Genomic DNA, 14,457 nt, shown 5'->3' on the forward strand with positions numbered 1-14,457 from the left:
GGAGGCAGCCGCAGCTTGCGGCTTACTGCATCTGTGACGGCCCGAGTTTAACGGCGACCTTGTCGAGCGTGCCGTTGAAGTGGAATGGCACCTGGTAGTCGCCGTCATCCACACTCGTGCGCGTGTCCACCCCTACATCGAAGGTCTCGTCAAAATTCATGATGGCCGGAATGGTGTGCGGGACCTGTTGCGTGGCAACCTGTTGGCCATCGACGGTCAGGGTGCCGGTCCCGCCCTTGCCGATACCCGGACCATCATACTTGAAATCGAAAGCGACGGCGTGTTTTCCTGCAGGCAGTGACGTGGCACCTTCCCACCGGAATTTGGCCAGGCTCAAGAGATTATACGTGAAGATCGGTTTGCCGTTCACCAGGTAGAGTCCAAAGCCTCCGAACTTCCCGCCGTTGGTTACGATCATCCCGTTACCATCGGCAGGCGTCTCGATTTCGGCGGTAATCGTAAAATCCCTTGCTAGAACGTTGGGCGCATTGCTTGACGCAATGCCGGACAACACGCCCGAGTAAACAAACAGGTCCCGGCCTGCCACGTAGCCCGGCTTCGGCGAAAGAGCGCGCGGAAGAATGCTGTTGTCCAACGGGAGGACGCCGTACTTCTCCGCCTGAATCAGGAACAGTTCCTGCATCTCCTTGAGTTTCTCGGGCATCTGGGCAGCCAGGTCGTTGTTCTCGGAATAGTCTTTGGCGATGTTATAGAGTTCCCACTTGTAGCTTAGCACGTCAGGCATCGCCTTGGTGCCCATGAACCATGGCCCTTCCGGCGGCGTCGTGGCGGCCAACCAGCCATCATGGTAGATGGCGCGATTGCCGAAAATCTCGAAGTACTGGGTGTCGCGTTTTGATGGCGCGTTCGCATTGGCCTTGTCGAAGGTATAGGCCATGCTGACCCCCTCGATGGGTTTCTGTGCAATACCGTTCAGCATCTGCGGAGCAGGAATACCCGTCACCTCGAGGATCGTCGGCACAATGTCGATCATATGGTGAAACTGCGTGCGGATGCCACCGAGGTCGGTGATGTGACCTGGCCACGAAATCGCCACGCCTTGCCGCGTGCCGCCGAAGTGCGAGGCCACCTGCTTCACCCATTTGAACGGTGTGTCAAAGGCCCAGGCCCAGCCGACCGCCATATGCGGCTGCGTGGCTGCTGTGCCCCAGGCGTCGTAGAACTTCATCTGATCAGCGACGGGGATTGGAATGCCCTGAAGGGCAGCCATGTCGAATGGTGTGCCGTTGGGCGTGCCCTCGGAACTCGTACCGTTGTCACCTTCGATATAGATGATCAGCGTGTTGTCGAGCTTGCCCATGTCTTTCACCGTCTGGATCACCCGGCCGATCTCATGATCGGTATAGGCCACGTAGGCGGCGAACACTTCAGCTTGCCGGATGAAGAGCTTCTGTTCATCCGCGCTCAGTTGATCCCAGTTCTGCAGCAATTCTTGCGGCCAGGGCGTGAGTTGGGTGTCGTTCGGGATTACGCCAAGCCGCTTCTGGTTGGCGAAGATGGTGTCGCGCAGCTTGTTCCATCCACCGTCGAACAGGTGCATGTCGTGAATCTTGTCCACCCATTCCTGGGTCGGGTGGTGCGGAGCGTGCGTGGCGCCCGGAACATAGTAGACGAAGAACGGTTTCTCCGGCGCCTGGGCGTTGAGTTCCTTCAGGTACTCAATGGCATCGTCCGCCATGCCGGTGATGAGATTGAAGCTGGGATTTTGCTCCCAGGGCGCAATCTGGCTGGTGTTGCGTATCAGGAATGGATGGTGCTGGTCCGCCTCGCCTCCCATGAACCCGTAGAAGTATTCAAAGCCCATGCCGACGGGCCACTGATCGAATGGACCGGCGACGCTGTACTGATAGCTCGGCGTGTTGTGGTTCTTGCCGAACCAGGAGGTGGCGTAGCCGTTCTGCTTCAGAATCTCGCCAATCGTGCCGTTGTCGACGCCGATGACGCCATCATAGCCGGGGTAGCCCGTCGCCTGTTCGAGCACCACGCCGGCACCCACCGAATGGTGGTTGCGGCCGGTGATCAGTGCCGCGCGGGTCGGTGAACAAAGCGCGGTGGAATGAAACTGCGTGTAGCGCAGGCCGTCGGCCGCCACCTGGTCGAGTGTCGGTGTCGGAATGACGCCGCCGAAGGTGCTCGACACACCGTATCCGGCATCGTCGGTCATGATGAGCAGAATGTTCGGTGCACCCTTGGGCGGCACGATGTTCGGCTGCCAGTAAGGCTTCGAATCCTTCGCGCTCAGTCCGATCTCGCCGCCGAACGGTGCCGGTGGGTTGGGCAGATAACGTCCATCGATCGTAGTTGTAGCATTCGGCGCGCCGAGCGTGCCGGTGACCTCTTGTGCCGGCGCCAGCACCGCGCTTGACATGAGCGCCGCGGCGGAAGCGAGGATCCCAAATGTCACTTTCCGAGCAATTCTACACTGGTCCATTTTGTGCTCCCGTGTGATGCAAAAAGACTGCGCAGCTCAGCCGCCCTGTGCTAGTAGCAGGGCGGATAGGGGTAGTAGCCGCAGGCCGGCGGCGAGTATGGCGGACGGTAGTAGGGGGAAGCTCCGTAGGCGGCACCCGCGGCCGCACTGGCATACCAGGCGCCGCGAAAAGCGGTGCGGCGGGCGACGCCGGCGAACGACATCGGCGTTCGCGGCAGCCCGATGATGTCGATGAAGATCGATGCCGGGCCGTCGGCTTTCTCGATGTTGCTTTCCAGAACGTCGACTGTGAAGGTAAGCGTGTCGCCGGAAAGCTTCGGATCCTTGAGGACTACCACCGCATCTTCAACGGTCGAGGCCTCCCTGTCGAGGACCGAAACCGTTGCGTTCGGCGGATCCTTCTCAAAACTGCCGCCTGGCGCCCACTCCTCCAAGAGATGTGCGGTCAACCCATGACCGGCCGAGCGCACCGGACGATCGGCGAACATGATCGAGCTCGGCGAAATGCCGTTGAGCGTCAGGGTCGTTCCCTTCAGGCTTGCGCCGTCGGAGTTCATTACGATCAGGGACGGAACGATCTCCTGCTTGGCCGTGCCGATCGATTTCTGGGCAGGCGCCTTGATTGCGTTTTCGGCAACTGCCGGACCTGTCGCACCGGCAAGGCTGGCGACAATCAAGGCCAGCGCAAGTCGTGATACACCTCCGATAAACATCTTGTCCTCCCTTGGATTCACGCAATGGCCGCAGCGGCTGTCGCGAGATAGTCGCTAGGCGTGGGAAAGTCTGACAAGCTTCGTACGCAAGTGCGGACCGCGGCGGGCAAAGTTGACCCGTCCATGGATCTGATCTTTAGGTTCACCTGGGAATGGAGCATGCCGTTCCGCCCCAACACGCCACGGCAATTTCAACCGCCGCGCGATCCTCTACTATCGCTTATTCTAGTCGCTAACTTTGATCTGGCGCAATTTAGCACAAATAAGTAGCGCTTTTGCCGCCAGGGATGGCGAAGTTCGCGAGTGCTTACTCCTACGCCGGTGACAGAGAGCGGCCAATCGACGGGCGGCCACGTTGTCGGAACGAAGATAGTGGTCGGCAACCGTTGGACCGGTTTGCCACCGATAAGGCCATCCAAGGAGTTGCATCGCGATGTCGCAGCCTCGCTGACAACCCGTCATTTGCTTCGCAGGACAGCAGCCTCGGTAATCATGGACAACATAAGACTACAGGAACGCCCATCGGGTCTGAGGCTCACTGCCATCGTCTGCTGAGTAAGTCGGAAAGAGGAATGTCAGTGATTTCGGGAATGGAAATGTGACCTTTGGGTCATATTCTGGCGGTGTACTGACTGAAAATCTAAACGCCGTTGCAAAAAAGGCAAGCGTTGGGCTGAGGCCCCTCTACGCACGGTCAATGCTCGCCCAGAACGAACCTTAATCGGCAAAAAGCAACATAGCGTTCGTTCGCGGATGCCATGTCGTCGGGATCAGGCACCTCGCATCACTTTCTGAGGTTACGGCCACTCCTCCTCCTGCCAGTCGCGGGCCGCATGGATGACGAGGACGATCACTACTGCCTCGTCCGTCAGCGCGTAAGCCATGACGTAGGGCAAGCCCGTCTACCTTCTCGTAAGTGCCAGTCACGCGCCCCGGCCCGCCGGTGGCGAACTCACTGAGCCTGTTGCCCGCGTCCTCGATGGCGTCAGCGACGCTCGGCTGCATCCGGATTGTCGTCGGCGATGTAGGCGAGGATGTCGAGATAGTCGCGGTGGTGCGTCAGTCGACCAGACAACGCCTCACCCTTGCGCTTTCTTGCGCCGTGCTTCCGCAAATTGTCTGGCGGGCTTCAGCCATCGCTTGCGCGTGCGGGACGACGCGACGAGCCGCCACATCGGCCAGCCCGCGCTGGATGCCTTCAATAATGGCAAGTTCGCGCTCGACATAGGCCGAGACCGCCTCCCCCGCGAGGAAGGATTTGCTGCGCTTCGTCCCTTCGGCGATCTTTGTCAGCTTGGCCAAGGTGTCTGGCGAGACACGGATTGTCATCGTCGGACTGATGCTACACTCTCTGTTGTGTTTACTTGTGCACATTATAGCATGGCATACCGGGTTGCGGGTCAAAGCTTGGCTGGCGTTCCCCTGATGACAGCCATAGCGCCGGCGTCCTGTCTGAACTTTCGACGACCTGCGCGTGACCGACCTCGCATACGCGAGCCTAGAGAGGCATGCTGCCCCCCAGTTCAGCGAGGTATAAAAAGCAACACTCGGCTCTCTCGGCCGGAACCTGTGGAATGTCGTAGGACTCAAGGAGGCCTCGACGCCGTTCGGCGGCTACTCCGCTAATGGCCTATTTGAGAATACCAAGCGACTCGCCCGTTCCGCTGCCTAGGCCGGGTCGATTGGAGAGGAAAGATAAGGCGGTCTACGCCGCAGCGTGCGGCTTGAGGTCTTGGAATTTCTCCAAGCCGTCTGAAATTCGAACATATCCTACGCAGGACAACCCCCGTTTTCATACGCTTCCACCGCCATCATTTGGTCGACGAGGTTCACCGCGGTTCCCGATGCCGCTCTCAATTGGGACAAGCTCAACACCAGCAGCCTATTGGCGCGCGAATTTGCAAGCGGTGTCACAGGGCAGTGCTTGGCGGACCCGTTCGGAATGTGTAAGACCATCACGCCGTAGAGCGCGAATTCGCCCTGCATCAGATGGTAAACCTTCGCTCGCTATCACGAAAGATCGATGGCACCCTCGCCCCGAGGGCCTACTGCTCGCGGGCATGCGCTCAGGCGCCAAGGCTAGCGCATCAAAACGTGATCCGCTTTCCAACAGATAATGGTACGATCTTGCCGTCGCCAAAGGCGTTCGCCAGCGCGTTCATGGCTCGCCACCCGGTGCAATGGCCCGCAGCGATGGTGGCAAGGTCGAACGACGCCAACCCTTCGACGGTCGCAGGGATGATCCGCTCGTTCTGTCCGACAAGATGCAGCCCGCCCACGACAGCATGGAGCGGCACACCGGGAAGGCTCGACTTTGCGTGCGTCAGTACATTGATCACGCCCGCATGTGAGCAGGCGCTGAAAAGGACCAGGCCTTTCCCGGCAACGTTGACGGCCAGGAAGCGCTCATCCATTATCAGCTCGTCCGACACCCATCCGCTGCCGTCCGTGGACTGCCGATATTGGCCAAGAAATCCCCGTTCGAAAGTGGTCACGCGCTGTATCTCGCCGCTCACGTAAGCCGATCCTTCCAATAACAGCTGCGGCTCCCTCGTATTGACCGTGGCAGCGCCGAAGGAGGCAAGTTCTTCCAAGCTGGCCACGTCTTCCATGAGGCGCAACGACCCATCTTGCCGCTTGAGGGCACGTTTTCCGAACATGTCCGGATGGACGTAGCAGGCGACTGGATTGCCCCCATTGCGGTCCCGGATGAGTTGCAAGGCACAAAGTATCGCTCCGCAATGATCCCAGTGGCCGTGCGATAGAACGATTGCCTCAACACGCCCAAGCTCGACGCCGAGGCGCGCGACGTTCTGCTCGAGGACGCGGTCTTCGGGACCGGTGTCGAATAGGATTGTTCTCGTGACGCCTCCTTGATGAATGGTAACGAGACAAGCCAGACCGTGGGCCGCGCAACATAGGCATTTGCCGCCCATGATCCACATCCCACGCCGCCGCCGCTCTATGGCCGCGACCTCCGTCTCCACAAATGAAGGCACCGTGGAAAGATTGTCTGTGAGATTGTCGACAAGAACCCGAACCTCGACGCTGTCAACCGCCATTAGCCCGTTCATCAGACCCTCCGTGCCTCGAAATGTCTGTGGGACTGGTTACCAACCTGTCTGCTTGATTTTATCACTGAATGCGCGGTCCCCCAAACAAGGCGTCACGCCCGCGATGACGCCGGCGGGCCTTCTCTCGCTCAATGCCAGGGGACCGAAACAGGGGCCACTCGCCTCGACGATGCTTACTAGAGGAGAACGGTAATGGAACCTCGTCGCGTGGCACCATAAGGCTGGTTTGCATCGTCAAGGCTGTGAGGCACCGGCGATGCACCGACTTTCGTTTGTAGGCGGTGTTTAGACCGCATCTTTCGGATCAGTGCGTGATTGCTTAAAGTTACGCCGCGATGATTGGGCGAGCGTTTCGATGACAAGAGCGGCGAAATTTCCGGCATGGGAGGATATGATTTGAACGAGACACAACACCTGTGGGAATGGCGCGAGAAGATCGCAAATCTCTACTACGAGGTACGTTCTAGCTCGGACGTGGTTGCTGCCTGGAGGCTTTGGTGCGACACCCGTTCGAGCCTGTTTCGCGACCATCCTCAGTCGCCAATTGAATTGGCGGACCGCAAGTCGTTCGAAGGGCCGACGACATTTTCTTATGATCCCTCGTTGCGCTTGACGGTACAGCTTGTCGCAGTCACTCCGGAACGGATAACCGTCGCAACAGGAGTGGATGGTGACCTGTCGATGCATGCGTTCTCTCGTACATCGGGGCTGGAGGCCAGATTGGGCGGCGAATTAACCCTTTACTGGATTGAGGGGTACGGTGGTGGCGTGTTCCTGCCGTTTGTCGACGCGACCTCGGGGACCGAGACATATGGCGGCGGCCGATATCTCCTCGACACAATCAAGGGAGCGGATCTCGGAGTTGTCCGTCCAGACGGCGCATTGATACTCGATTTCAATTTCTCCTATTTTCCTTCGTGCGCCTATTCTTCCCGCTATGTCTGTCCATTAGCGCCATCGGGCAATCGACTGAAAGGCGCGGTGAGAGGCGGTGAACGGCTACCTGTCTCGAAACGATAAGCGCCGGGGTCAGAGGCCTTGATTCTCCGTAGCCGGGCATTCAGAAGTCGTGACCGTGGGCGTATTTCCGTTTCGAATAATACCGTTGTGACAGAGATCTTTCACGCGCAACGCCAAAGAATTGTATGAGCCGGTTTGAGGCGAGACTGCAGGAGAACGTCGTCGTTAACTGATGAGTTTGTATCCCAAGGGGCAGCGCGCTGTCCGTGATTACGACCATGGTGGAACCATGGCTCCAGACTGGAGGAAACGTACCAATCGAGCTTATCGATTTCACAGTCCGTGGTAAGCTCAAGGTAGTTGACGTAGAACCCGACGACAAGGACTGCCGATTGGAAGCCCCTCGCCTCAGCTATCCAACGAATTGACCGCCGGAACGGTATTTTTTGTTTACCCAGGGGAAGAGGCAAGCTGGAGTTCCAGCCTGCCCTAACCTCACCCATACTGGCAAAGAGAGCGGCGAGAGATTTCTCGGAAGCGATCGACCTCCGGCTGTTGGGGTTACGCTGCCACTTCCTTGGCAAGTGTAGTTTTCACCCTTGGAACCACTTCTTCCCCGAATAGCCTGATGCTCTGGACCAATTTCTCATGCGGCATCGTTCCGATGCTGTATTTCAGCTGGAACCTCTGAATGCCGAGGTTCTCGATAACCGGCGCAAGCTTTGCGGCCACGCTCTCCGGTGAGCCGACATACAGCGAGCCCTGATCGATTTCGGCTTCGTAGTCTCTCTCGCTGACAGGACCCCAGCCCCGTTCACGGCCAATACGATCTCGCATGGCGCGGAAATGCGGCCAGAACTCCGCTTTTGCAGCGGCATCGGTCTCGGAGATATAGCCCGGAGAATGAACACCAACGGGAATTGCCGGATGCTTTAGCTGCTCATTGGCGTTACGATATAGATCGACGAATGGCTTGAAACGATAAGGGCTCCCGCCGATGATGGCTAGCATCATCGGAAGTCCATACTGCGCGGCACGAATGACGGAATCTGGGCTTCCGCCAACGCCAAGCCACGTCTTCAGCGGGCCTTTCTCGACAAGGGGAAACACGCGCTGACCATTCAAAGGCGGCCGCGTCATTCCCGTCCAGCTAACTGGCTTCTGCTCAAGGAGCTGGGCGAAAAGCTCGACCTTCTCCTCAAACAGCTTGTCGTAGTCGGACAAGGAATATCCAAAGAGTGGGAAAGACTCAGTGAAAGACCCCCTGCCCAGGATGACCTCTGCGCGGCCGTTGGACGCTGCGTCGACAGTTGCGAACCGCTGATAAACGCGCACGGGGTCGTCCGAACTCAGCACCGTTACGGCCGAACCCAGCTTGATCCTATCTGTCACCGTCGCAACGGCCGCAAGGACAGTTTCCGGGCTGGATACCGCGAAATCCTCGCGATGGTGTTCGCCAATCCCGAAGAAATCGATCCCAACCTGGTCGGCTGCCACGGCCTCCTTGATGACATTCCGGATGACCTGAGCATACGTTTCAGGCTGGCCGTTGGCGTCGTGTGTTACGTCCCCAAAGGTATCGAGGCCGAATTCTACATTTGACTTTGTCATGCTTGTTGTCCCACGGGCCAAGCCGACGACAACCGTCGACGCCCAATCGTTTGGATTTTGGGATCTAGTTGGGGTGCCTCCTAGTAAAGCGGAATGGCGAAAAACTAGATCGTTATCATCGAAAAGTTAGAAGATATGCGGGGCCCCCAAGATGGGACGAGCACCTTGGGGCACACGATCAACGTGAGTAGCCTCGTCAAGCAGAACCGGCGGCCAGGGCTTCCCCGCTGGCTTTGACCACGGCATCCACTGTGATGCCGAACTTGTTGTAGACGTCGTCGATCTTTCCGGATGCGCCGAAACTATGCATACCCACGAACCGACCATTGAACCCGAGATATCGGTCCCAGCTATCCTGGACGGCAGCCTCTACAGCGACCCTCGCAGATCCCGCACCGAGTACCTTCCTCTTGTACTCGGGCGTCTGAGCCTCGAACAATAGTCGGCATGGCATCGAGACGACGGCAGTCCGAATACCTCCGGCCTGCAACCGATCCCGAGCTTGGACTGCCAGATGGAGTTCTGAGCCGCTCGCCATGATAGTCAGCTGACGCTCGCCGCCTTCGGCTTCCAGCAGCACGTACCCGCCTTTGGCTGACAGGTTTTCGCTTCCAGGGTCCCTGCGCAGCAATGGCATTGGCTGCCGGGACAGTGCGATGAGAGCAGCTCTGCGGGGAGCGTCGAGTATTGCTTCCCAGCATTCTGCCGTTTCAATCGGATCAGCCGGACGGTAAACAGCGAGCCCTGGGATTGCCCGAAGTGCGGACAGATGCTCGACTGGCTGATGGGTCGGCCCATCTTCGCCCAAGCCGATAGAATCGTGCGTCATCACAAAGATCGAGCGGATTTCCATCATGGCGGCAAGGCGAATGGCAGGTCGCGCGTAATCAGAGAACGTCAGGAACGTGCCGCCGTACGGAATCAATCCCCCGTGAAGGGCGATGCCATTGATCGTGGCGGCCATACCATGCTCGCGGACGCCATAATGGATGTAGGAGCCCGCATACTGACCGGGGGCGATCTCGACCTGGGACTTGGCTTTCGTGTTGTTGGATGGCGTCAGATCGGCTGAACCTCCGATCAGCTCCGGTACGGCCTGGGCCAAGTGATTAAGGACGGTACCACTGGCTTGGCGAGTGGCCATATCCTTCTCGCTTGCCAGCAACTCACTTTTGGCCGCCTCGATCGCCTTTCGCCAGTCGTGCGGCAACTCACCTTTCATCCGGCGCGCGAACTCCGTGCGGATTTCCTCGTTCGCGGTTTGGACGCGCACTGCCCACGCCATCCGCTGGTTTTGCCCCTTTGAGCCAATGGAGCGCCACGCCTCAAGCAGGTCACCTGGGATCTCGAACGGAGGCGGCGACCAGTTCAGGATCTTTCTTGCGCCCGCAATCTCTTCCTCCCCTGGCGCATCACTGTGCGCTTTCTGGGTGCCGGCCTTTGTTGGGAAGCCGAAACCGATGATCGTCTTGCAGGCGATCATCGACGGTCGGTCGGTGACCTTCCGCGCCTCGATGATCGCTGCCCTGATAGCATCGGTATCGTGTCCGTCGATCTGCAGGACATGCCAGTTGGCCGAACGGAATCGCGCCTGATGGTCATCGGACTCGGCGAGGCTGGTCGCGCCGTCGATGGAAATCGAGTTGTCATCCCAGAAATAGATGAGCTTCCCGAGTTTCAGGTGACCTGCGAGCGCGATGGCTTCCTGGCTGATACCTTCCATCAGGCAACCGTCGCCATGGAAGACGTAGGTGTAATGGTTCGAAAGATCGTCGCCGAACCTCGCGTTCATGATCCGCTCGGCCAGGGCCATGCCGACCCCGTTGGCAAGCCCCTGCCCCAGTGGACCGGTCGTCGTTTCGATACCTGTCGCGTGGTGGTATTCTGGGTGCCCTGCTGTTCGCGAACCGATTTGGCGAAAATTCTTGATCTCATCGATGGTCATATCCTCGTAGCCGGTCAGATACAGAAGGCTGTAGAGCAGCATCGAGCCATGACCGTTCGAGATCAGGAACCGGTCACGGTCGTACCAGTAAGGGTCCTTGCTATCGAACTTCATGAATTCAGAGAAAAGCACGGCCGCGATGTCAGCCATGCCCATTGGCATGCCGGGGTGACCGCTTTTGGCCCTCTGAACCGCGTCCATGGAAAGGAACCGAATGCAGTTGGCGAGCTTGCGGAGGTGGGGGTCTTTTGGCGCGGGAACAGATGCGGTCGTATCGGGCATGGGTGGTATCTCCTAGTTCGGACCGAGTATCTCGCTTGGAGATAGGGCGAGGACGAAGGAGCGACAGAATGGTGACGCGTCAGCGACTATGGGTCACACATCAGAAGGTGGACTGGCTGTCCCCGGAATGTCAAAGTTGGAAGCTGCGGGAACAGCCGCTTGGAAAAGCGTTCTCAATTTACTTACGCATCTTCGCGGGCTTGCTCATCACAACCAACGCGACGCCTCTCAGTTTGACCGACCACCCGCCACAGATGTCGGGCGAAATGAGAAACTGACCCCCTAACGAAGCGAAGAACTGACCCCCTCGTGTCAAAACGAGGAGAGTTGGATGACGAGCGAGATTTTATTGCATCCTGCATTGTCGCGAACGATGCAGGGCGGGGATATGCTTCAGGCTGATGAGGTGGTGGCAATGTTGCGACTACATGCGCTTGGTTGGGGTGCCAAGCGGCTGTCTAGGGAATTTGGATGTGCGCGCAACACGGTTCGCCGATATTTGCGGGAAGGCGGCGTCTCGCCTTTCAAGAAACCTGCTCGGCGCAGTTCGTTTGACGGGCTGGACGATTGGTTGCGAGAACGTTTTTTCCGTCATGACGGCAATGCGGATGTAATCCGCCAGGAGTTGGCGAGCGAGCACGGAATTGTCATCGGCCTGCGTTCTGTAGAGCTTCGAGTTCGGCAGTGGCGACGGGAGTTGAAGGCACAGAAGCGTGCGACAGTTCGGTTCGAAACTCCACCAGGTCGCCAGTTGCAAATCGACTTTGGCCAGACGCGCGTATGGATCGGCGGTGAACGGCTTCGGGTGTACGTGTTTGTCGCAACGTTGGGTTACTCGAGACGCATACATATCCGAGCCTCGTTGCGAGAGGGGCAAACCGACTGGTTCGAAGGAATGGAAGGTGCGTTCCTTCGATTTGGTGGCGTTCCCAACGAGGTGTTGCTGGATAATGCGAAGCCGCTGGTCGAGCACCACGATGCGGTCAGCCGGGAAGTGCGGTTCAATGCGCGATTGCATGCCTTTGCTCGTTACTGGGGCTTCACCCCACGAGCTTGCGCACCATATCGCGCCCGTACGAAGGGCAAGGACGAGCGCGGAGTCGGCTACGTCAAGAAGAACGCGATCGCCGGTCGCCGGTTCGAGAGCTGGGCGTCGTTCGAGGCGCATCTGGCCCGGTGGATACGCGAGGTTGCCGACCAGCGTGAACATGGCACGACCGGCGTAGCGCCGACGGAGCGCTTTGCTGCGGAGGCGGACGCGCTTCGTCCGCTGGCTGGTCGCGCACCGTTTGGACAATTACGCGATCTCGTGCGCAAAGTTCAGGCCGACTGCGCGATAGACCTCGACACGAACAGCTATTCGGTACCTTGGCGCCTAATCGGCGAGAGCGTTCAAGTCGTTGTGCTGGCAGGCCGTGTGATCATCCGTCACGCGGGCCAGGTAGTGGCCGATCATGCTCTCTGCCAGGGACGGCGACAACGCATCGTGGACCGGTCCCATTTTGTTGGCGTCGCTGGTAGCGAAGGACTGGTGCGCACTCCAGTTGAGATAGCGCCAGCCGCCTTGCTGCGGCCGCTCACCGAATACGAGGCGGTTGTTGGAGGAGGCTGGTGATGACGAACGTAGATCACGACCTGCTCATCGCAACACTCGATCGACTGAAACTGACGGCGATCCGCGATCAGCTCGACACTCTGCTTGACGAGGCGGCCCGCTCGAAGATGAACTTGCGCGAAGCTCTGGCATTCCTGGTATCGCGAGAGATCGCCCGGCGCGATGAGCGGCGCATCTCCATGTCGAGCAAGCTGGCGCAGTTCCCGTTCGTGCGCGAACTCGACGGCTTTGAGTTCGAGGCGCAGCCGTCGCTTGATCATGGCCAAATCAGGGAACTGGCGACCTGCCGCTGGATCGCTCACGGCGATACGGTGCTATTCCTTGGGCCTCCTGGTACCGGTAAAACCCACCTTGCTGTCAGCCTTGGCCGCGAGGCGATACGTCAGAACTACAACGTGCAGTTCGTGACCGCTGCCACGTTGGTAGCGATGCTGGCCAAAGCACACAACGATGGTTCGCTCGACAAGCAGTTGACGATCTTGTCGCGGCCGAAATTGCTGATCATCGACGAGCTCGGCTATCTTCCATTCGAAGCCAACGCCGCACACCTGTTCTTCCAATTGGTCTCTCGGCGCTACGAGAAGGGATCAATCCTGATCACTTCCAACCGCTCTGTGGGAGAATGGGGAAGCGTCTTTGGTGACCCCGTGGTCGCCACGGCGATACTGGACCGCCTGCTTCATCATTCGACCGTGATCACCATCCGAGGCGACAGCTACCGGCTTCGCGAAAAGCGCCGCTCCGGCCTTCTGCAGAAGGCCGGAGCGGCGCTTGAACCAAACGAAACGACCAATCAATGAAGGGGGTCAAATCTTCGTTTCGCCCAAGGGGTCAATTCCTCGCTTCGCTTGACAACAGAAGGCAAACTTCACCTCGTCGGCTTGCGAACGCTAAGCATCACGCACATGCCGTTCCGGTAAAAATTGAATGCTTGGCAGGATGAGGTGACGACGCACTGGTCCTGACAGGCAGCGAGACTGCCCCCGCAAACTTTGCAAAAGGCTTACCCAAGACTTCGACATCTTTGCTAGTTCGGAAGTCCAGACCAGGACCGTAGTCGTGGCCGATCCTTGTTTTGTCTGTTTCCAAGCCCTAGTACCCCGAGACTTCTTCCGATGAAAACGCATTCGTTGCGGCGCTGCTAGATGGTGTAACGGGCGGAACCCAGCCAGCCAGGTTTGAAAGGCTGGTGGTCGTCCCTCACAATGATGGTGTCGCGGAGTCAGGAGTGTCCTGCTCCATAGCATCACGGAGAGACGACCATGAAGCAGTATGCCGGAATCGATGTCTCGTTGGAACACTCAAGTGTGTGCGTGGTGGATGCAGATGGCCGCATCGTGCGTGAAGCAAAAGTACTCAGCGAGCCCGATGCACTGATCGCCTGGTTTGGCGAGCACGACGTGGCCATGGAGCGGATCGGTCTTGAGGCCGGCCCCTTGTCGCAGTGGCTGCATGCCGGGATGACGAAGGCGGGTCTGGCGGTCGAACTGATCGAGACGCGGCACGTGCGGACGGCCTTCAAGACGATGCCGGTGAAGACCGACAAGAAGGATGCGCGAGGCATCGCGCAGTTGATGCGGCTTGGCTGGTTCAGACCGGTCCACTGCAAATCTCTTCCGGCCCAGGAAGTGCGCGCGTTGCTGACCGCCCGCAAGCTCATCCAGGGAAAGCTTCACGACATCGAGATGAGCATCCGGGGCATACTGCGCGGCTTCGGCCTCAAGGTAGGGCCGACGACACAGCGCACCTATGCGGCACGGATCCGCGAACTGATTGAAGGTCATCCGACCTTGGAGGCGATCGCC

10 protein-coding genes and 1 pseudogene are annotated in these 14,457 nt (G+C 58.7%); 4 read left to right on the forward strand and 7 right to left on the reverse strand.

Going from position 1 to position 14,457, the window contains the following annotated elements; translation table 11 throughout:
* Positions 1 to 22 precede the first annotated feature (22 nt).
* The 5 genes and pseudogenes from RHIBUN_RS0129335 to RHIBUN_RS0129365 form a co-directional block, all read right to left on the reverse strand.
* The gene (locus RHIBUN_RS0129335; protein ID WP_051420127.1) at positions 23 to 2,389 is read right to left on the reverse strand and encodes an arylsulfatase; all 2,367 of its coding nucleotides are present in this window, start codon (positions 2,387 to 2,389) and stop codon (positions 23 to 25) included.
* Between the two features lie 113 nt (positions 2,390 to 2,502).
* A complete protein-coding gene (locus tag RHIBUN_RS34295) occupies positions 2,503 to 3,165 on the reverse strand; it encodes a hypothetical protein (protein WP_025662345.1) in 663 nt (220 codons plus the stop codon).
* Between the two features lie 797 nt (positions 3,166 to 3,962).
* Positions 3,963 to 4,240: pseudogene (locus tag RHIBUN_RS34300) on the reverse strand (type II toxin-antitoxin system RelE/ParE family toxin).
* Complete coding sequence (locus tag RHIBUN_RS0129355; protein WP_245271758.1) at positions 4,225 to 4,494, reverse strand: CopG family ribbon-helix-helix protein; 270 nt, start codon at positions 4,492 to 4,494, stop codon at positions 4,225 to 4,227. The pseudogene RHIBUN_RS34300 and the gene RHIBUN_RS0129355 overlap by 16 nt, the downstream one beginning before the upstream one ends.
* A 758-nt stretch (positions 4,495 to 5,252) precedes the next feature.
* A complete protein-coding gene (locus tag RHIBUN_RS0129365; protein WP_025662348.1) occupies positions 5,253 to 6,239 on the reverse strand; it encodes an MBL fold metallo-hydrolase in 987 nt (328 codons plus the stop codon).
* A gap of 381 nt (positions 6,240 to 6,620) precedes the next feature.
* Between RHIBUN_RS0129365 and RHIBUN_RS0129370 the strand changes: the two genes are divergently transcribed.
* On the forward strand, positions 6,621 to 7,259 hold the full coding sequence (locus RHIBUN_RS0129370; RefSeq protein ID WP_037217957.1) for a DUF1684 domain-containing protein: 639 nt from the start codon (positions 6,621 to 6,623) through the stop codon (positions 7,257 to 7,259).
* 501 nt (positions 7,260 to 7,760) lie between these two features.
* Here the strand turns inward: RHIBUN_RS0129370 and RHIBUN_RS0129375 are convergent.
* Positions 7,761 to 8,810, reverse strand: coding sequence for an LLM class flavin-dependent oxidoreductase (locus RHIBUN_RS0129375; RefSeq protein ID WP_025662350.1), 1,050 nt, complete (start codon positions 8,808 to 8,810; stop codon positions 7,761 to 7,763).
* 196 nt (positions 8,811 to 9,006) lie between these two features.
* Positions 9,007 to 11,037, reverse strand: coding sequence for a transketolase (tkt, locus tag RHIBUN_RS0129380; protein WP_025662351.1), 2,031 nt, complete (start codon positions 11,035 to 11,037; stop codon positions 9,007 to 9,009).
* 331 nt (positions 11,038 to 11,368) lie between these two features.
* On the opposite strand from tkt, the gene istA reads away from it, so the two are divergent.
* The 3 genes from istA to RHIBUN_RS0129400 all read left to right on the forward strand — a co-directional run.
* A complete protein-coding gene (gene istA / locus RHIBUN_RS0129390; protein WP_025662353.1) occupies positions 11,369 to 12,652 on the forward strand; it encodes an IS21 family transposase in 1,284 nt (427 codons plus the stop codon).
* Positions 12,652 to 13,452, forward strand: coding sequence for an IS21-like element ISSme2 family helper ATPase IstB (gene istB, locus RHIBUN_RS0129395; protein WP_025662354.1), 801 nt, complete (start codon positions 12,652 to 12,654; stop codon positions 13,450 to 13,452). The genes istA and istB overlap by 1 nt, the downstream gene beginning before the upstream one ends.
* A gap of 462 nt (positions 13,453 to 13,914) precedes the next feature.
* On the forward strand, positions 13,915 to 14,457 hold a 543-nt coding region (locus tag RHIBUN_RS0129400), incomplete at its 3' end, for a transposase (protein ID WP_025662355.1).

Source organism: Rhizobium sp. IBUN, assembly GCF_000510625.1.
Taxonomy (GTDB): Bacteria; Pseudomonadota; Alphaproteobacteria; order Rhizobiales; family Rhizobiaceae; genus Rhizobium; species Rhizobium altiplani.

What these genes read in the sequence shown, in the direction of transcription:
- RHIBUN_RS0129335 (WP_051420127.1), bottom strand. Translation starts at nt 2,389, where the DNA reads ATGTCAAGCGCGGTGCTGGCGCCGGCACAAGAGGTCACCGGCACGCTC.
- RHIBUN_RS34295 (WP_025662345.1), bottom strand. Translation starts at nt 3,165, where the DNA reads ATGTTTATCGGAGGTGTATCACGACTTGCGCTGGCCTTGATTGTCGCC.
- istA (WP_025662353.1), top strand. Translation starts at nt 11,369, where the DNA reads ATGACGAGCGAGATTTTATTGCATCCTGCATTGTCGCGAACGATGCAG.
- RHIBUN_RS0129355 (WP_245271758.1), bottom strand. Translation starts at nt 4,494, where the DNA reads ATGACAATCCGTGTCTCGCCAGACACCTTGGCCAAGCTGACAAAGATC.
- RHIBUN_RS0129370 (WP_037217957.1), top strand. Translation starts at nt 6,621, where the DNA reads ATGGGAGGATATGATTTGAACGAGACACAACACCTGTGGGAATGGCGC.
- tkt (WP_025662351.1), bottom strand. Translation starts at nt 11,037, where the DNA reads ATGCCCGATACGACCGCATCTGTTCCCGCGCCAAAAGACCCCCACCTC.
- RHIBUN_RS0129375 (WP_025662350.1), bottom strand. Translation starts at nt 8,810, where the DNA reads ATGACAAAGTCAAATGTAGAATTCGGCCTCGATACCTTTGGGGACGTA.
- RHIBUN_RS0129365 (WP_025662348.1), bottom strand. Translation starts at nt 6,239, where the DNA reads ATGAACGGGCTAATGGCGGTTGACAGCGTCGAGGTTCGGGTTCTTGTC.
- istB (WP_025662354.1), top strand. Translation starts at nt 12,652, where the DNA reads ATGACGAACGTAGATCACGACCTGCTCATCGCAACACTCGATCGACTG.